The organism is Paenalcaligenes sp. Me52 (assembly GCF_050487965.1).
Classification (GTDB): domain Bacteria; phylum Pseudomonadota; class Gammaproteobacteria; order Burkholderiales; family Burkholderiaceae_B; genus Paenalcaligenes.
Genome location: NZ_JBKQFO010000005.1, coordinates 1 through 18,580 on the forward strand (window position 1 = coordinate 1; position 18,580 = coordinate 18,580).

An 18,580-nucleotide genomic window follows, 5' to 3' on the forward strand; every position below is an offset into this window, starting at 1 on the left:
TTTTTAAAGAACACTTGCTACCGAAGTAGCCAGTCGCTGCCGTTGCAGCTAAACCAGAGAAGTGAAATTATGAAGCAATTTGTTTTTGGTGTCAAGCGTTTATTTTCAAAACATTTAAAACCGAAACTACTTCAAAACCACTCACAAAAATTAACTCTCAAACCTGAAAATTAAGTTTTGTGCTCTTCAGCAAAGAAAGAAACTTTAACATGGTTTTTTTAAACTTGTCAAGATTTATTTTCTTGCCGCTTCACCCTTTCGGATGAATCGCAACCTTCCGTAGAAGACCGCTGCCTTGTGAAGCAAACTGCTTTTCAAACAAGGGAGTGAACTATAGCGCGTATTTAAGAACCTTGTCAAACACTTTGTTAATAAATTTTCGCAGAGTTACAAAATAACCTGAAAATAGCTGCAGAACCCCTGTCAACCCTAGGTATCTATAGATAGCTACTTATAGCGGACATTGATGATTCCCCTCCTCTACACGTTCCCAGCAACTGAAATGGCAAAGCCTAGTCAGTTATCTACCTGAAAGTAACCAACCGAAGTAACGCCCGCACTAGGGAGAGCTCTCTATATATAGAGACTCTACGTTCTATATAGACACCTAGCAGTAATGGCGCAAAGTTCGTGCTCACTACTTACCGGGATATTACGAATGCAAACAGCAAGGAAACCACTATCCAATAGTGCTACACCTGCGTTCACTATATATATGTACTGTTTTTGAGACCGCACGCCTAGTATGCAACAAAGCTGAATGGAGTTAGCGTTGAAGTCACCTAGTCAGTACGCATGAATATACTTACCTGCTTATACATGCTCCAGTACATCAAAGCCGCTGCCGGGCTCCTACTTCAGCAATACTCTGTGCACAAGCTACAGCTATATTGCATACTCTCCGTCTATATAGATAGCGTTGGTGTATTTGCATCCGCCCGACTCGGTAGCCACGAGAAGCAGTTCATCACGAAGAGTCTAGTCAAATCGACACTCTTATAGATTGAGGGCGAAAGAGTGATCTATATATAGATGGGAGTGGCCATATCGTGGGATAGCCAAGCAGCTCCGCTGTCGCTGTGACTTTTACCCTGCCTGTCATAACCCTCTGCTATCCCCCTCTCTATAAAAAGAGAAAGAATCAAGCTGATTCTCTGCCTCCCCCTGCGCTTAGTACTGGTTCGAATAGAAATGCACGATCGTACTCACTTCTAGATCAAGGGCTCAAGCCGGACGCGTACCTACCACACCTCTACCAGTATTATTTAGTGCACTCAGGGTAAACACCTCTGTATAGCTTCCCTTCACTACATCTACATTTGCTTTTGCTTTTGCTTTTGCTTTTGCTTTTGCTTTTGCTTTTGCTTTTGCTTTTGCTTTTGCTTTTAGCATTGTTCGTGACTACTCAAGCTCTTTGCTGATTAGCTTTGTGGCTACCAAGTGCTCAACGACTCGCATAACTACGAGTGTTTCTCTATACCAATAAACTGAGTCACATACCTGTGCAGCCATCACAACAACAACAACAACAACAACAACAACAACAACAACAACAACAACAACAACAACAACAACTCACTGCCCTTCGGTAGCACTCAGCAGAACGCAGTGTGTATGTGGATCTATTGGCGAGTGATGAATAATCACATCACTTTGAACACGCACTACACGAAAGACTACACGGAGAAAAACGATACAACCAAGGTGACTATATAGATCTGCAGATTGCAGCCTCTATATATAGAGTGCTGTCACTTACGTCTCACCTGGCTACCAACATGATGCACCTAACATGTGTCCAGAGTTTGTTTGCCATCTATATATAGATAGACGGTAAGTGGGCAACTGGGTGAATTGATAGAAGCATCCACTCCATGCATACACCACCTAGATAGAACAATCGTATAAGACCTAACCCTTTCTACACACGATGGAAGCAGACATAAAAAAAGCCCGGCTCTTTCGAACCGGGCTTTTCCACGTAACCGAAATTACGCTATACGCATTAGATCGCGCGCGATGCTGTGACCAGGCGAACTACAGACCACGTTTTACCGCGGCTGATAGGACGACCTTCAGCAATTTCCACTACATCACCTTCGTTGTACTGGTTTTGCTCGTCATGCGCTTTGTACTTGTTGGTACGAATCATGATCTTGCCGTACAAAGGATGTTTTACGCGACGCTCTACTAGAACGACAACGGTTTTATCCATTTTGTTGCTGACCACGCGACCTTGCAAAGTACGCTGACGCTTTTGCGTTTGGGTTGTTTGCGTTTCGCTCATCTTACTTTCCTGCGTTCTCAGCCATTACGGTACGAACACGAGCGATGTCGCGACGTACTTTGGATAGCTGGCTGGTGTTGGAAAGCTGCTGAGTTGCACGCTGCATACGCAGACTAAATTGTGCTTTCAGCAGACTCTCGAGCTCTGCATTGAGCTCGGCCGTATCTTTAGCACGGAGTTCACTGGCTTTCATGAGATCTCCTTAAGCACCAATGTGGCGCGATACAAAGGTCGTAGAAATAGGCAGCTTAGCGGCAGCCAGGCGGAACGCCTCACGTGCCAACTCTTCACTTACACCTTCCATTTCGTACAAAACTTTGCCAGGTTGAATTTCAGCGACCCAGAATTCCGGACTACCTTTACCGCTACCCATACGTACTTCAGCAGGTTTCTGCGAAATAGGTTTGTCAGGGAAAATACGAATCCAAATACGGCCACCACGTTTGATGTGACGGTTGATCGCACGACGAGCTGCTTCAATTTGACGAGCAGTCAAACGGCCACGGCCGGTTGCTTTCAAGCCAAATTCGCCGAAAGACACCAGGTTGCCACGAGTGGCTAAACCAGTGTTACGACCTTTCTGCTCTTTGCGATACTTTCTGCGTGAGGGTTGCAACATAGTTATTCTCCTTCAGGCGCAGGAGCAGCAGAATCGCGACGTGGGCCACGGCCACGACCTGGACGACGACCTTCTGGACGTTCGCCACGAGGACGGCGGTGACGACGCTCTTCTGGAGCAGCAGCTTCTACTGGCATTTCGCCGTTAGGAAGCATGTCGCCTTTGTATACCCATACCTTGATACCGATAATACCGTAGGTTGTGTGAGCTTCTGCAGTTGCGTAGTCAATGTTGGCACGCAATGTATGCAGAGGCACGCGACCTTCGCGGTACCATTCTGTACGGGCAATTTCAATACCGTTCAGACGACCAGCGCTAGCAATCTTGATACCTTGTGCACCCAGACGCATTGCGTTCTGCATAGCGCGTTTCATGGCGCGGCGGAACATAATACGTTTTTCCAATTGCTGGGCGATGGAATCAGCGATCAACTGAGCATCGGTTTCTGGCTTGCGAACTTCTTCGATGTTCACGTGAACAGGAACGCCCATCAAACGCTGAAGGTCAGCCTTCAAGCTTTCGATGTCTTCGCCACGTTTACCAATTACTACGCCTGGACGGGCGGAGAAAATAGTAATGCGGGCGTTTTTGTTTGGGCGCTCGATCAGCACACGGCTTACCGAAGCGTTCTTCAGTTTTTTCTTCAGGTACTCGCGTACTCGGATATCGTCAGCCAACATGCCGGAGAATTCGTTGTTATCAGCGTACCAACGAGAATTCCAGTTGCGGTTAACGGCGAGGCGGAACCCAATTGGGTGAACTTTTTGTCCCATTGTGACTCCTTAACCGACCTTAACCACAATGTGGCAGGTCTGCTTCTCGATACGGTTACCGCGGCCTTTGGCACGAGCAGAGAATCGTTTCAAAGACTGTGCTTTGTCCACAAAAATTGTGGTCACGCGCAGCTCATCGATATCGGCACCGTCGTTATGTTCAGCATTAGCAATAGCGGACTCAAGCGCTTTTTTGATAATGCCAGCGGCTTTCTTTGGCGTGAAAGTCAGAGTATTCAGAGCGTAAGAAACGCTTTTGCCACGGATCATGTCCGCAACTAAGCGAGCTTTTTGCGCTGAAATACGTACGCCACGAATTGTTGCTGTGGTTTCCATCGCTTATCTCCGAGACTTCTTGTCCGCAGCATGACCCTTGAACGTACGGGTCAGAGCGAATTCGCCCAGCTTATGACCAACCATGTTCTCGTTTACGTAAACGGGAACGTGTTGACGGCCATTATGCACGGCAATAGTCAGCCCAATGAACTCAGGCAGGATGGTTGAACGGCGGGACCAAGTTTTGATCGGCCGTTTATCGTTGCCCGCGACAACTGCATCGACCTTCTTGATCAGATGCTCGTCTACAAATGGGCCTTTTTTAATCGAACGTGACATGTGTACGCCCCTTACTTGCGCTTACGACGCGAGACAATCATGTTGTCTGTGCGTTTGTTACGGCGGGTACGGTAGCCCTTAGCAGGGGTACCCCATGGACTGACCGGCTCGCGACCTTCACCTGTACGACCTTCACCACCACCGTGAGGGTGATCGATCGGGTTCATGGCTACACCACGTACGGTTGGGCGAATACCACGCCAGCGTGTCGCACCAGCTTTACCGATTTGACGCAGGCTGTTGTCTTCGTTACTTACGGAACCGATAGTTGCACGGCAATCAATGTGCACGCGACGAACTTCACCGGAACGCAGACGAATCTGAGAGTAAGCACCATCACGTGCCAACAACACAGCGGATGCACCAGCGGAACGAGCCAACTGAGCACCTTTACCTGGCAACATTTCGATGCAGTGAATTGTTGCACCGATAGGGATGTTGCGGATAGGCAGTGTGTTACCAGCGCGGATAGGAGCATCCTGACCGGATACAACAGTTGCACCAACTTCCAGACCACGTGGAGCAATGATGTAACGACGCTCACCATCGGCGTAGCACAACAAAGCAATGTGGGCTGTACGGTTAGGGTCGTATTCCAGACGTTCTACTTTCGCAGGAATACCATCCTTGTTGCGACGGAAGTCAACAATACGGTAATGCTGTTTGTGACCACCACCACGGTGACGTACAGTGATGTGACCGTTGTTGTTACGGCCAGCTGTACGTGATTTTTTCTCCAGCAGGGGAGCGTAAGGTGCGCCTTTGTGCAACTCAGAGTGCACAACTTTCACCATGTTGCGACGGCCTGCCGAGGTAGGTTTTACTTTAACGAGTGCCATTAGTTCACCTCAGTAAAGTCGAGTTCCTGACCCGCTTTGAGCGACACGTATGCTTTGCGCTCGTTGCGGCGGCGACCTTGGAAACGGCCAAATCGTTTTGCTTTACCGTTCTGGTTCAGAACCTGAACAGACTCAACCTCAACTTTGAACAAGTGCTCAACAGCAGCCTTGATCTCAGGTTTAGTAGCGTCAGCGGCAACGCGGAAAGCGATTTGCTGATTCAGCTCAGCAACCATCGTGGCTTTTTCAGTCACGATTGGAGCTAGGATGACTTGGTATAAACGCTCTGTGTTCATCCCAGGATCTCCTCGAGTTGAGCGATAGCTGCCTTAGTGATCAACACTTTTTTGAAGTGGATCAACGAAACAGGGTCAGCATAACGCGGTTCGACCACAGCAACGTTTGGCAGGTTACGCGTAGCCAGATAGAGGTTTTCATCAAATGCGTCAGTAATGAGCAGCACAGAATCCAGACCCATGTCTTTCAGCTTGGAAGCAGCCAATTTTGTTTTTGGAGCATCCACAGCGAAGTTTTCTACTACGGCCAGACGGTCGTCACGAGCCAACTGAGAAAGAATAGCGCGCAGACCTGCACGGTACATTTTCTTGTTAACTTTGTGGCTGTAGTTTTCTTCGCCAGTGTTAGGGAACGCGCGACCACCCCCACGCCACAGCGGGGAAGAGGACATACCAGCACGAGCACGGCCCGTACCTTTTTGTTTCCAAGGCTTACGTGTGCTGTGAGAAACAGTACCACGTGTTTTCTGCTGGCTGTTGGCGCTACGAGCATTAGCTTGGAATGCAACAACGATCTGGTGAACCAGAGATTCGTTGAATTCGCGACCAAATACTACATCCGATGCAGCAACGGTGGAAGCAGCTTGACCCTGATCATTCAGGAGCTTGAGATCCATGATTAGGCTCCTTTAATGGCGGGACGTACAACTACGTCACCATTTTTGTGACCTGGAACAGCGCCACGTACCAACAACAAACCGCGCTCGGCGTCTACACGCACGATATCGAGGTTCTGTACTGTACGGGTAACGCTACCCATGTGACCAGCCATTTTCTTACCTGGGAACACACGGCCTGGATCCTGAGCCATACCGGTAGAACCGGGGGCACGGTGAGACAGAGAGTTACCATGGGAAGCGCGCTGACTAGAAAAGTTGTGACGCTTGATAACACCGGCAAAACCTTTACCGATTGTGGTACCAGTTACGTCAACCTTTTGGCCAGCTTCAAAGATGCTGTCCACAGCCAGAACAGCACCAGCGGTGTGCTCAGCTGCTTTTGCAGGGTCAAGACGGAATTCTTTAAGGATGCTACCAGCTTCAATACCAGCTTTAGCATAGTGACCAGCGGCAGCTTTAGTGACGCGCGTTGCGCGGCGAGTGCCGTATGCCACTTGAACAGCAGCGTAGCCATCCACTTCAGGGGTTTTGACTTGTGCGATGCGATTGTTGGACACGTCTAGCACAGTTACTGGCACGGATTCACCGTCTTCAGTAAAAATGCGAGTCATGCCGACTTTACGCCCAACAAGTCCCAACCGCCAAGCGGCAGGCACAGGTGTCGAGTTCGACATCTTTTTCTCCATTCCCGACTGCGATTGGTCGGGGCTAATGTACTTTATGAATGTACCAAAAAACTTGGCTTTTATAGCCAAGCCCTAAATATTATCACCAAAGCAATACTCAAACAAGCAGGATTTTGTCAAGTGTGGTATTCAGCGAGACTATTTAGCGTATTGCAATCAATCATCTACCAACTTTGTCCACATCCCACGAGATCATCGCCCAACGCGTGTCTCCCCCACCCTGTTGAGCGCGCTCATCGTCTTCGGCATACCACTGACGCAGATCAGAAAGTTGCTGGTCGCTGAGGTCACCAAATGTCCAACGCACTTTCTCGATGAACTCTTCTACGTTTTTAGTACCCGCCAATCTTCCGGGAAAACACAGGTAATCCACTCTAGGGTGAAAACCCATAGAAAACAGGATGTTTACGATGTAAATGTAATCAGGCAAAGCACGTTTGTTTTTGCCTAATACATCAGCAATCGCAGCGTCGCCAAAGTGGCCATCTACCAAGTGAGTCATATAGCAGCGTTTGCTCGCTTTGCTAGTCATCTTCTGCAGGGCTTCCTGCATATCCGCTACCAAGCTAGAGCGTGAGGCCACCACAATGTCGCACTTAGGCACATCGGCCCAATCGTCGTACCACGACTTACACAAGGTTTGCACATTCGTTAGACCAGCGGCTTTGGCATGCTCTTGCATGCGCTCTAGCATTTCCGCGCTGTAATCTAGACCTATCACGTGCTGCAAATGAGGGGCTACGGTGATACCGATAGTACCGGTGCCACAGCCTACATCTAGCAGTGTCTTCGCCCCCTCAAGATTCATGTGCGCCACAAATTGCTGCGCATACTCACTTTGTAATGGCTTGCCCTTTAATTCTTTGGCGCGTGCATCCCAAGCACTGGCCGATTTGGCTGATCTATCGCTTTGAAGCATATGCTCGCGGTACATCTGCGCAAAATCCACGTCATGAATCAGCATGTGGTTTCCCTTTAGTTAAAACACAGTAGGCAAATGCTGCCTAACCGTAGACTCATCCAAATCATACAACGTCGCTAAATGGGTAGCCGTCATTGTCTGGGCAGATGTTCCCACGGCTAGCAAGCTGCCATCCTTGAATAACGCCACTCGGTCTGCAATTTGCAATGCGTGCTCGGGTTGATGGGTACACAGTAAAATCCCCATACCCTGCTGCTGTAGGGCCTGTATGTGCGACAACACCCGTAGCTGATTGCCGAAGTCCAAACTGGCGGTGGGCTCATCCATGACCAATAAGGCAGGCTGCTGTGCCAATGCGCGTGCAATCAACACCAGTTGGCGTTCGCCCCCACTAATTTGCGTATAGGGCCTATCTAGCAAGTGCAGCATGCCTACTTGCTCTAAACACTGACAAGCGAGCTGTTTATCCTGCGCAGACGGACTGGCGAACAGTCCTAAGCTAGCTGTGCGCCCCATTAACACCACCTCTAAAACACTGAACGCAAACACGGCAGCATGCGCTTGCGGCACATAGGCGATGTGTTTCGCTAACGCCTGACGTGTCCAGCTACATAGAGGCTTCCCCATTACGCTTACCTGCCCAGCTAACGGCGGCAACAACCCTAGCAGTGTTTTGAACAGCGTAGATTTACCACTACCATTTGGCCCGAGTAAACACAGCACTTCTTGCGGCCAGACTTGCAGGCTGATGCCCTCCCCCACCTTTTGGTGTTTGCCGTAGCCGATGCTGACCTGAAGCAACTCAACAATGGGTGTGGTCATTTTTCTGCCGTGCTAGTACGCGCTAAGAGAAACAGAAAGAAAGGTGCCCCCACTAACGAGGTCAGCACCCCTAGTGGCAACTCGATGGGAGCCGCCGTGCGTGCCAAAGTATCAGTTAGCAGTAAAAAGATACCGCCCAACAATAACGAGGTGGGTAACAAGCGACTGAAGTTTGGCCCCACCAACAGGCGCGCCACATGCGGAATCACTAACCCCACCCACCCTATGATGCCGGTAAACGAAATAGCACTGGCCGTAAGCAACGTGGCCGCCACAATCAGCACCACACGTAAACGTTGCACAGGTACGCCCAACATCTGCGCCTCTTCATCTGGCAGGCTCAACAAGTTGATGCGCCAACGTAGTAATAGCAATGGCACTAAACCCGCCAACATCCAGGGCAACGCCCACAACATTTCGGTTTGATTGATGCTATTTAGCCCGCCCAGTAACCAGAAGGTAATTACAGACAACTGTGAATAGGGGTCAGCCAACACTTTCACTAACGAGATACCCGCACCCAATAAAGAGCCTACGGCTACGCCCGCCAATACCAGCACTAAGACAGGATCGTGTCGCCGTACCATCCGCGCAATCACATAGACAAACAGCACTGCCAACAAGCCGCCCACAAAGGCCAGCATTTGTACCCACAACAGTGACAACCCTAAATAAATGGCAACTACCGCCCCCAAGCCAGCACCAGCGGACACGCCTAGGATATCGGGTGACACTAAGGGGTTTCTGAACATGCCTTGGTATGCTGCACCAGCCGCAGCAAGCCCCGCCCCCACCAATATGGCGGCAACAATGCGTGGGAAGCGCAGTTGCCAAACCACGGTATACGCGGTGGACTCTGTGCCATCTGCACGGAAAGGGGCCGAGATAGCGGCTGCTAACTCGGCCCATGTCAGCGGATACTTACCGGCGAATAAGGCGATGACAACGGCAATCGCTAATACACACAGTAGCCAGAACCAATGCCAATATCCCGTGCGATTGCTGATGTTGTGCCGTGTCATTTAGTGTGCCTTGTAGACGGGTTGCGCCAATAAGCCTTGTAGCTCTTCCATCGTTAATAAGCGCTGGTAAAAGCGTAAGAAGAACTCGCGTACTCGATCAGGTAGCCACAGTTGATCTTGCTCCAACGTGGCTTTTACCCAAAGCAGTCCCAACAACCTATTAATGCCCGGTGGCACATCTACCCACCCAAAAGGCAATGACGGCACTAATAACAAGCGACCTTCTCGCACGGCACGTAAGCTGTTCCACAAAGGGGAACGCTTGGCCGTCTCAAAAAATGCCGCGTCTTGGGCAAAGATGAAATCCGGATCCCATGCCAGCAGTTGTTCCATAGAGACCTGTGCTAGCCCACCCGTACCGGCAGCAGCCGCCACATTACGCGCACCTACATGGCTGATCACTTCAGCATGTATAGAACCAGCTAGACCTGTTTCCAGCCCATCTATGCCTCGTGCCAAATACACACTAGGTGCTTGCTTAGCCACGGCATTCGCGGTTTTATCCAGAATCTCGGTAGCATGTGCAGCCAACATTGCCGCTCGTTCAGATACTTGCAGCAGCTCTCCTGCATACAGCAACTGCCTGGGGGAGTCAGCCAAGGTACCGTCTACTAATACATAGGGAATACCAGTTTGCCGTGCTACGTTTTCTGCTGCTGACTGATGTGTTTGGTTCACTACCCCAGCATCCAGAATCACGTCAGGAGACAAGGCCAACAAACTTTCCAGCGGTATAGTGCTTCCCCTACCAGCTAGGCGTCCTACAAAAGGAATCTGCTGGTAGTCTGGCGACAAATAGAAACGAGACTGGTCACTCAGGTTATACGGCCAGCCCAACATTTTCTCGGGCGCTAAACAGTACAACAGCACAGCAGCTGGTGGCCCTGCGGCAAACACCCGCTGTACCGCGTCCGGTGCAGGTAACTGCCCATAGTGATACAGCAACTGTGGTGAGGATGCCAACACCTTTGGCACCCAACCTGCCGTCAGCAGGCTGGCACCAAAAGCGTGTAAGAGGCGTCGTTTAGCGTGATCCATTAGAAGCGATAAATAGCATTAGCGAACCACACACGGCCTGGCATTGGATAACCTTCTGACAGCTCGTAGTATTTATCACCTAGGTTACGTACGCCTGCTTCAATAGACAGGTCGCTACGTGGTGTCCAAATGGTTTTCAGGCCCCAGATTCCGTAACCAGACAATTGCTCGTATTTATCCACTACCCCTTCGTCGTAGCGACCGTTCTCTGCTTCCAATGTCGCTAAGAACTCCCACTGAGCATGGGGCTTCCACCCTACGTGTGCAAACAGACGGTTGCGTGGCAAACCCGTCAATTTCACATCTGGCTCGCTGCGGTTTTTGCTATTCAAATAGGTGTAGGCCAAACCAGCTCGCCACTCAGGGCTGAACTGCTGCTCTACAGACAGCTCTATACCTTGGTGACGTGCTCTATCAATGTTCTGGTATTGCCTACACTCGTATTTGCCACATGTTGTGCCCGGTACATCCACACGGTTATGCGCATCACGCAAGTTACTGCGGAACAGCGTGAACTCTAGCTCCCCGCCTTCCCATGCCTCTGTACGTAAACCCAACTCGTAATGCCACGCTTTTTCGGGCCGTAAATCAGGGTTAGGTAGGGCCTCGCCAAAGCTTGCGGAATAACGGTCTTTAATGGTCGCAAAGTGCGTTTTGTGTGCCACGCTACCAAATAGCTCGGTAGTAGGTGTCACGTTATGCACTAACTCTAATACGCCATTAGTAGCTTTATCTACCGCACCTGAATCCCAAATATTGGCATCTTTGGTTTTGCGCCTATCATGGCTCAAGCCAGCACGCATTCTCCACGTATCGGATAGACGTATGTAATCCTCGATGGCTAATGAGTAGGTGATATCACGGTAGTTCTTTGTGGCATAACCCGCTTGTATGTCTTTGTGCCTATCGTCTTTGTAGTTGAAGGCTACATGCACCTCGTGGTTAGCCCAACGATCTATGACCAGTTCGGCAGCGGCACCATAGGTTTTGTCATCGTACTTACTACGGGTGTCTTGCAGCGTTGTGTAGGATGCATCGCTAAAGTTGTCCATACCGTTCTTATAGCTATCGGCATAAGCACGTAGGCGCAAGGTGTAGTCTGAACCCAGATCAGTACTGCTCATGAAGTACAAGCTGTCTTTGTCCCAATACGGCCACTGCCAGAAACGCCCGGTAAAACGATTACCTTTACGCTCGCCGGTGTACACAGGCTGACCCTTTTTACCTTCTTGGCGTACGTAGCCAAATACGTACTCATCTGTTGCGTTAGGTGTCAGGCCCAATTTAAAAGAGAGTTTCTTATCAGTGTAGTGACCATTCTCGCGGTAGCTACCTAAATCTGTAGGCGATTTTTTCTGATCATGGAAACCCTTGGGCAGAGGAAAACCATTCGCATCCAGATACGACGCACCGAACTGGAAATACCATTGCTCTTGTCTAGAGCCAACGTTCACCGAGAACAAACGCTCCTGTCCCGAGGCGTAACCCATACGTACATCGCCTTCAAACTCACGTTCGGGTTTGCGGGACACTAAGTTGATCGCGCCACCCATCACGTTAGGCCCGTACAACAGCGACGCATTACCTTTAGCTACCGTCAATGTAGATAAGTCGAAGGTAGTGAATCGATTTAAATCCACGTTACCGTCATACGGCACATACTGTGGAATACCATCCATGAAAATAGCGATGCGACGCGAATCAAAGCCTCGGATGGAAACGGTTTGCTCGTTACGTTGCCCGCTAGAGGCAAGGGTCACACCCGGTATCATGGTGGCCGCGCTACCAATATTGTTGCGATTAAAGCGTTCCATCGTAGTTTCGTTCAAAGTGGTTTCGCCCAACAATAGTGAACCACCAATGTCCCCACGTACTACCACTTCACCCAACTTAAAGACGGCGCTGTTATCAGTGTCTTCGGCATACACCATGCCACTGCATGACAATGCAGCACACAGTGCCGTCAAACGCCACACTCCACGATTTTTCGCACAGCCTAACCACGTCTTGGTGATCGCTGAGCTATGCGTCATAAAGCTGTTCATCTGCCTCTCCCCATATGTTTCTATTCGTTATAAGCAGAGGTATATTACGACAGCAGGAATTGAATCAGCAAATCACATTTATAGAAAAGGGATGATGTGCGCAGAAGCGCGACACTACGCACAAAAAAGCGGCTTTTTTTACATCTATCCCATGCACGCTGTACATCTCGTACATCGTGCTCATGGATAAGTAAAAAAGCCGCTAGCAATCAGGCCGTAGCAGACCTTTATCTACATCACGCCACCCGCACCAGCTGGCTAGGTGTTCTGTCTAAAGCATTCAACACATCGCCCACGGCATCAAACAGTGTGTCTAGTTCAGCCGCCGTTGTCGTAAAGGTAGGACCGAACTGCAACGTATCGCCCCCAAAGCGCACGTAAAAGCCTTTCTTCCACAACGCCATGCCTGCCTCAAAAGGCCGTATCACCGCGTCACCATCACGAGGCGCTAACTGGATTGCGCCAACTAGACCGCAATTACGTATATCGACCACATGGTTTGCATACCGTAACCCGTGCAAACTGCGTTCAAAGTGCGGAGCTAGCTCTGCCGCTTTCTGGGGTAGATTTTCGCGCTCTAGAATATCCAAGGCTGCCAAACCGGCTGCACACGCTACCGGATGAGCCGAGTAGGTATACCCATGCCCGAACTCCACCATGTAATCGGGTGTGTTTTGCTGCATAAAGGTTTGGTAGATTTCGGTAGACGCAATAACAGCACCCATAGGGACGGCACCGTTAGTCAACTGCTTCGCAACGTTCATGATGTCAGGCGTAACACCAAAGTACTCTGCCCCACTTAACGTACCCAACCTACCAAAGCCTGTAATCACCTCATCAAAAATCAACAGAATCTGGTGCTGATCACAAATCTCGCGTAAACGGCGCAAATAACCCTGTGGTGGCACCAATGCTCCCGCTGACCCAGACACAGGCTCCACAATCACCGCAGCAATGTTAGAGGCATCGTGCAATTCAATGAGTTTCAGCAGCTCATTCGCTAGCTCTATACCGCCAGTTTCGGCTTGGCCTTTGGTGAAAGCCATGCCTGGCTGCAAGGTGTGAGGCAGGTGATCGGCATCCATCATTTGGCCGAACATCTTACGATTGCCACCTATACCCCCCAAACTGGTGCCGGCCACGTTCACACCATGGTAACCACGTGCCCGCCCTATCATTTTTGTTTTGGATGGCTGACCTTTCAAACGCCAGTAGGCGCGCGCCATCTTAATAGAGGTGTCCGTACACTCTGAGCCAGAATCCGTGAAGAACACGTGGTTGAGTGGATCCGGCAGCAGCGAGGTAATACGCTCGGCTAATTTAAACGACAGTGGGTGGCCAAACTGGAATGCAGGAGAGTAATCCAACGTACCCAATTGCTGACTCACGGCATCACGTATCTCGCTACGATTATGCCCTGCACCACAACACCACAAGCCTGACAAACTATCAAATACCTTACGGCCATCGGCATCAATCAGCCAGTTGTTGTCAGCGCCCACAATCATCCTAGGATCACGATGAAAATTGCGGTTTGCACTAAACGGCATCCAATGCGCTTGTAGATTCAATGCTTCCATGACTTGTCTCCATCCATTATTAGAGGTGTATACAGGGATTGTAGGGAGCTTATTTGATCAGTACGATATGAATCTATTGATAGAAACTTAAGTGTTTACTGAACTATGGATAGAGCTACTCTTAATCAAGTCAGCGACTTCGATCTGCGCTTATTACGTGTATTCAGAACCGTCGCCAAAGCGGGCGGGTTCGCCGCTGCTGAAAGTATTTTAGGTATTAGTCGCTCTGCTATTAGCATGCACATGAGCGACCTAGAAAAACGCGTAGGGATGCGTTTATGCCAACGAGGTCGAGCGGGGTTCAGCCTAACCGACCAAGGACGCGAAGTGCTGCGCGCCAGTGAAACGGTACTGGCCGCGATTGAAGGTTTTCGTAGTGAAGTAAACCAGTTGCACCATAGCCTACGCGGTGACTTCAACATTGGCTTGATGAACAGCTTAGTGACCCAACCCAAAATGCGCATCACGACGGCATTACAAAACTTGTGCAGCGCCAATACTGGCATACGCGTCAACATCAGCATGAGCACGCCAGGGGAAATTGAGCGCGGGCTATTGGATGGGCGCTTACATGTAGGGGCGCTCCCCTTGATCACCACGCTACCCAGTTTGGACTACCTACCGCTATACGAAGAACAATCGTATCTCTACTGCAGCAATAAGCATCCATTATTCATGCAGGCCACGACGGTAGAGCTGCCCACGCTCTACACAGCGCGAGCCATACAACCCAGCTACCGCATGCCCCCAGAAGCTATACAGTTGCATCAGCCTTTACAACGCACTGCCACGGCATCCGATCGCGAAGCTATCGCGTTCCTTATTCTGACAGGTGAGTACATAGGTTTCCTGCCAGACCATTTGGCCGCTAACTGGGTCAACCAAGGGTTGATGACTGCGCTACGCCCCGACTTAATGCACTTCTCTATTACCTTAGCGGCTGCTACCCGAAAAGGCAGACGCCAAAATTTGATTGTGGATAAGTTTCTGGATGCGTTGCAGGCGCAGGCTATGTAAATACGTTACTCGTACCTATCTACTGTTTATATACAAAAAAGGCGCCAACTTGACGCCTTTTTATTACCGTTTACTTCGCGGTGGGCATTGCAAACTCTGCCCCTTTCTCTATGCTTTGCGGCCAACGTTGCATGATGGACTTTTGTTTGGTGTAGAAACGTACACCTTCCTCGCCATACACATGCATATCGCCAAATAAGCTTTGCTTCCAACCACCAAAACCCTGCCATGCCATTGGTACAGGAATAGGCACATTAATACCTACCATACCCACTTGTACACGACGACCAAACTCACGTGCCACGTTGCCATCGCTGGTGTAGCACGACACGCCATTACCAAACGCGTGGTTATTAATCAGCTCTAACGCCTGAGCAAAATCAGGAACACGCACGCATGACAACACAGGCCCGAAAATCTCTTCTTGGTAAATGCGCATATTTGGGGTCACATGGTCAAACAACGTACCACCTGTAAAGAAGCCTTGTTCATGACCTGCTACTTTCAAACCGCGCCCATCTACCACCAACGTGGCGCCCTCTTGCACACCTGTAGCGATATAACCTTCTATACGCTCTAAAGCTTCGCGGGTCACGATAGGACCCATCTCTGCTTCAGGATTCATGCCGTTGGTAATTTTTAGTGCGCGAGCACGTTCTGCCAATTTGGGGATAATGCGCTCAGCCACATCACCCACTAACACCGCCACGGAAATCGCCATACAACGCTCACCAGCAGAACCGTAAGCCGCGCCGATCAAGGCATCTACAGCTTGCTCTATGTCGGCATCAGGCATAACCACTAAATGATTCTTCGCACCACCCAATGCCTGCACGCGTTTACCAAAGTGTGCTCCCTGCTCGTAGATGTACTTGGCAATAGGTGTAGAACCCACAAAGCTCATCGCAGACACATCGGGGTGTGCCAGTAAAGCATCTACCGTAGGCTTACCACCTTGCACCACATTGAATACCCCATCAGGCAAACCGGCTTGCTTCAGCAAATCAGCCATAAAAAGGGATGCCGATGGATCGCGTTCGCTAGGTTTCAGTACAAAGCAGTTACCCGTCACCAAAGCGATAGGGAACATCCAACACGGCACCATGCAAGGGAAGTTAAATGGTGTCACCCCAGCCACTACACCCAACGGCTGACGCATTGTCCAGTTATCCATATTCGTGGATACCTGATCGGTGTAATCCCCCTTCAACAACTGAGGAGCACCACACGCAAACTCAATAATATCGATACCACGCATCACTTCGCCCTTGGCATCGCTAAACACTTTCCCGTGCTCGGATGTGATGATTTCAGCCAAGGTATCAATATGCTCATTCATCAGTTCAAGAAACTTCAGCATGATGCGAGCACGGCGTATAGGGGGCGTATCCGCCCATGCTGGGAACGCAGCTGTGGCTGCAGCAACCGCCGCATTGATATCCGATGCTGTACCTAAACGCACTTGGCGTGCAACAGCACCCGTTGCGGGGTTATAGACGGCTTGAGTCTCTGTGCCATTTCCTGCGGTCAGCTTGCCGCCAATGAAATGCTGCACTTCCTGCTGTTGAACTGTCATGATGTGGTCTCCTGTGGATAATCATTTTCATACAGTGTAGAAAGTGTGCCCTGCCCTGCCTAGCCAAAAACGCTTGATTAATTGTTTAGTATTCTGAACAATCAGCGTATGGACATAGAAAAAATACAATCTCTTTGGGCTCATCTGCATTGCTTAAGTGTTCTGCAACAGCAAGGAAGTTTTACGGCTACGGCAAAACGGTTAGGCATCAGTAAAGCTGCTGTGAGCCAACGTATAGCTGAGCTGGAAAAAGCCTGTGGACTGCCTTTAGTTCGTCGTACCACCCGCAGTGTGCAGTTAACAGAGGCCGGCTATAGGTTGGCAGAAAACACCCGACAAGAATTTGAAAATATTGCCCATCAATTTGCGACGGTACAAGAGTTAGCTACGCACCCTCGAGGCTGGTTGCGCATCACCGCACCATTAGCATTTTCTCGTCAACAATTGATTCCCAAGCTGCAAGGCTTTATGAGTCGTTACCCTGACATACAGCTGGATTTAAATCTGTCAGATAATCTGCTTTCTCTGGAACAAGAAGCCGTAGATTTGGCTATACGCCATACCAGCACGCCACCGGATACCTATGTAGCCTGGCCTCTATGCCAAACACGGTCGTTGTTGGTAGCGAGTCCAGACTATCTGAACAAGCATGGCGTACCTTCACACCCTGATGATCTGTTGCAGCACCGGTGTCTGCATTATCCGCGATCGCAACGCACAGCCACGTGGACATTTGAGCAAGCGGATAGCAGCGCGGCTCAACGTTTAACTGTGCCAATTACGGGGGCGTTTGTCGCGAATAACAGTGAAGCGCTGCGTGATATTGCCCTGCAACATCAAGGCATCGCATTGGTCCCTGACTTTAGTGTGCAAGAAGCTCTGCAAACAGGCAGCTTGGTACAAGTATTGGCTGATTGGCAGCCATCGGGTGCCTTTGGTGAATACGTCTATGCACTGCGCCCCTATTCTGCGCAGGTACCGCAGACGGTGCGACTGTTTGTGGATTACTTACGCGACGCATTCAAACATGGTTTCAATGTGAGCGCGACCTAGACCACCAAAAAACAACCCCCTGAAGATCACTTCAGGGGGTTATCGTATTCCGTGTTCTGTCAGTAATGAATTACTGCAGAGCAATTTCCACATCAACGCCAGCTGGCAGATCCAGACGCATCAATGCATCAACTGTTTTATCAGTTGGGTCAACAATATCCATCAAACGCTGGTGCGTACGGATTTCGACCTGGTCACGCGCTGTTTTGTTCACGTGTGGTGAGCTCAACAAGTCGTAACGACGGATACGTGTAGGCAGAGGTACAGGACCACGCACAACAGCACCGGTACGTTTAGCCGTATCAACGATTTCAGCCGCAGACTGATCGATTAATTTGTAGTCGAAAGCCTTAAGGCGGATACGGATTTTCTGGTTTTTCATGTGATTTCCTAAAGAACGAAAAGTTGCAGGGGCAACAACGCGCCCCTGCATCCAGCTATATCAATAGCTTATTTGATGATTTTGGCTACAACGCCAGCACCAACAGTACGGCCACCTTCGCGAATCGCGAAACGCAGACCTTCTTCCATAGCGATAGGCGCAATCAGCGACACTGTCATGGAAATGTTATCGCCTGGCAGAACCATTTCTTTGTCTTCTGGCAGCTCGATAGTACCTGTCACGTCAGTTGTACGGAAGTAGAACTGTGGACGGTAGCCTTTGAAGAATGGTGTGTGACGACCGCCTTCTTCTTTGGACAGAATGTACACTTCAGCTGTGAAGTCTGTGTGTGGCTTGATGGAACCTGGTTTGGCCAATACTTGACCAC

22 protein-coding genes are annotated in these 18,580 nt (G+C 49.9%); 2 read left to right on the forward strand and 20 right to left on the reverse strand.

Annotated elements, in window-relative coordinates:
* Window positions 1–1,224 precede the first annotated feature (1,224 nt).
* The 17 genes from ACLO87_RS16505 to aptA form a co-directional block, all read right to left on the reverse strand.
* Complete coding sequence (locus ACLO87_RS16505; protein WP_430224310.1) at window positions 1,225–1,392, reverse strand: hypothetical protein; 168 nt, start codon at window positions 1,390–1,392, stop codon at window positions 1,225–1,227.
* Window positions 1,393–2,005: 613 nt separating this feature from the next.
* Entirely contained in the window at window positions 2,006–2,287 is a 282-nt protein-coding gene (gene rpsQ, locus ACLO87_RS16510; protein ID WP_135866156.1) for a 30S ribosomal protein S17, read from the reverse strand.
* A gap of 1 nt (window position 2,288) precedes the next feature.
* Entirely contained in the window at window positions 2,289–2,480 is a 192-nt protein-coding gene (gene rpmC / locus ACLO87_RS16515) for a 50S ribosomal protein L29 (protein WP_135866154.1), read from the reverse strand.
* A 9-nt stretch (window positions 2,481–2,489) separates the two neighbouring features.
* Window positions 2,490–2,906 carry a 50S ribosomal protein L16 gene (gene rplP / locus ACLO87_RS16520; RefSeq protein ID WP_135866152.1) on the reverse strand — a complete coding sequence of 139 codons (417 nt, stop codon included), beginning with the start codon at window positions 2,904–2,906 and terminating at the stop codon, window positions 2,490–2,492.
* Window positions 2,907–2,908: 2 nt separating this feature from the next.
* The gene (rpsC, locus tag ACLO87_RS16525; RefSeq protein WP_135866150.1) at window positions 2,909–3,679 is read right to left on the reverse strand and encodes a 30S ribosomal protein S3; all 771 of its coding nucleotides are present in this window, start codon (window positions 3,677–3,679) and stop codon (window positions 2,909–2,911) included.
* Between the two features lie 9 nt (window positions 3,680–3,688).
* Window positions 3,689–4,015 (reverse strand): 50S ribosomal protein L22, encoded by a 327-nt coding sequence (gene rplV, locus ACLO87_RS16530; RefSeq protein ID WP_135866148.1) that lies wholly within the window; start codon window positions 4,013–4,015, stop codon window positions 3,689–3,691.
* Between the two features lie 3 nt (window positions 4,016–4,018).
* A complete protein-coding gene (gene rpsS / locus ACLO87_RS16535) occupies window positions 4,019–4,294 on the reverse strand; it encodes a 30S ribosomal protein S19 (protein ID WP_135866146.1) in 276 nt (91 codons plus the stop codon).
* An 11-nt stretch (window positions 4,295–4,305) separates the two neighbouring features.
* Window positions 4,306–5,133 carry a 50S ribosomal protein L2 gene (gene rplB, locus ACLO87_RS16540; RefSeq protein WP_430224311.1) on the reverse strand — a complete coding sequence of 276 codons (828 nt, stop codon included), beginning with the start codon at window positions 5,131–5,133 and terminating at the stop codon, window positions 4,306–4,308.
* Window positions 5,133–5,429, reverse strand: coding sequence for a 50S ribosomal protein L23 (rplW, locus tag ACLO87_RS16545; RefSeq protein ID WP_135866143.1), 297 nt, complete (start codon window positions 5,427–5,429; stop codon window positions 5,133–5,135). Before rplW ends, rplB begins: the two co-directional genes overlap by 1 nt.
* Window positions 5,426–6,046 (reverse strand): 50S ribosomal protein L4, encoded by a 621-nt coding sequence (rplD, locus tag ACLO87_RS16550; RefSeq protein ID WP_430222012.1) that lies wholly within the window; start codon window positions 6,044–6,046, stop codon window positions 5,426–5,428. Before rplD ends, rplW begins: the two co-directional genes overlap by 4 nt.
* Window positions 6,047–6,048: 2 nt before the next feature.
* Complete coding sequence (gene rplC / locus ACLO87_RS16555; protein ID WP_168246836.1) at window positions 6,049–6,723, reverse strand: 50S ribosomal protein L3; 675 nt, start codon at window positions 6,721–6,723, stop codon at window positions 6,049–6,051.
* A gap of 172 nt (window positions 6,724–6,895) precedes the next feature.
* A complete protein-coding gene (locus ACLO87_RS16560) occupies window positions 6,896–7,699 on the reverse strand; it encodes a class I SAM-dependent methyltransferase (protein ID WP_430224312.1) in 804 nt (267 codons plus the stop codon).
* A 15-nt stretch (window positions 7,700–7,714) separates the two neighbouring features.
* A complete protein-coding gene (locus ACLO87_RS16565) occupies window positions 7,715–8,479 on the reverse strand; it encodes an ABC transporter ATP-binding protein (protein ID WP_430224313.1) in 765 nt (254 codons plus the stop codon).
* Window positions 8,476–9,501: a FecCD family ABC transporter permease gene (locus ACLO87_RS16570; protein WP_430224314.1), complete on the reverse strand. Its 1,026-nt coding sequence runs from the start codon at window positions 9,499–9,501 to the stop codon at window positions 8,476–8,478. The genes ACLO87_RS16565 and ACLO87_RS16570 overlap by 4 nt, the downstream gene beginning before the upstream one ends.
* On the reverse strand, window positions 9,502–10,539 hold the full coding sequence (locus ACLO87_RS16575) for an iron ABC transporter substrate-binding protein (RefSeq protein ID WP_430224315.1): 1,038 nt from the start codon (window positions 10,537–10,539) through the stop codon (window positions 9,502–9,504).
* Entirely contained in the window at window positions 10,539–12,584 is a 2,046-nt protein-coding gene (locus ACLO87_RS16580; RefSeq protein ID WP_430224316.1) for a TonB-dependent receptor plug domain-containing protein, read from the reverse strand. Before ACLO87_RS16580 ends, ACLO87_RS16575 begins: the two co-directional genes overlap by 1 nt.
* Window positions 12,585–12,820: 236 nt before the next feature.
* Window positions 12,821–14,164 carry an omega-aminotransferase AptA gene (gene aptA, locus ACLO87_RS16585; protein ID WP_430224317.1) on the reverse strand — a complete coding sequence of 448 codons (1,344 nt, stop codon included), beginning with the start codon at window positions 14,162–14,164 and terminating at the stop codon, window positions 12,821–12,823.
* Window positions 14,165–14,269: 105 nt separating this feature from the next.
* Here aptA and ACLO87_RS16590 point away from each other — a divergent pair, with 105 nt between their 5' ends.
* Window positions 14,270–15,181: a LysR family transcriptional regulator gene (locus tag ACLO87_RS16590; protein ID WP_430224318.1), complete on the forward strand. Its 912-nt coding sequence runs from the start codon at window positions 14,270–14,272 to the stop codon at window positions 15,179–15,181.
* A 70-nt stretch (window positions 15,182–15,251) separates the two neighbouring features.
* Here the strand turns inward: ACLO87_RS16590 and ACLO87_RS16595 are convergent, their stop codons facing one another.
* Entirely contained in the window at window positions 15,252–16,757 is a 1,506-nt protein-coding gene (locus tag ACLO87_RS16595) for a CoA-acylating methylmalonate-semialdehyde dehydrogenase (protein ID WP_430224319.1), read from the reverse strand.
* A 108-nt stretch (window positions 16,758–16,865) separates the two neighbouring features.
* Here ACLO87_RS16595 and ACLO87_RS16600 point away from each other — a divergent pair, with 108 nt between their 5' ends.
* Complete coding sequence (locus ACLO87_RS16600; protein WP_430224320.1) at window positions 16,866–17,810, forward strand: LysR family transcriptional regulator; 945 nt, start codon at window positions 16,866–16,868, stop codon at window positions 17,808–17,810.
* Between the two features lie 70 nt (window positions 17,811–17,880).
* Here the strand turns inward: ACLO87_RS16600 and rpsJ are convergent, their stop codons facing one another.
* Together rpsJ and ACLO87_RS16610 are read right to left on the reverse strand one after the other, a co-directional pair.
* Window positions 17,881–18,192: a 30S ribosomal protein S10 gene (gene rpsJ / locus ACLO87_RS16605; protein WP_135863858.1), complete on the reverse strand. Its 312-nt coding sequence runs from the start codon at window positions 18,190–18,192 to the stop codon at window positions 17,881–17,883.
* A 68-nt stretch (window positions 18,193–18,260) separates the two neighbouring features.
* On the reverse strand, window positions 18,261–18,580 hold a 320-nt coding region (locus ACLO87_RS16610), incomplete at its 5' end, for an EF-Tu C-terminal domain-related protein (protein WP_458575267.1).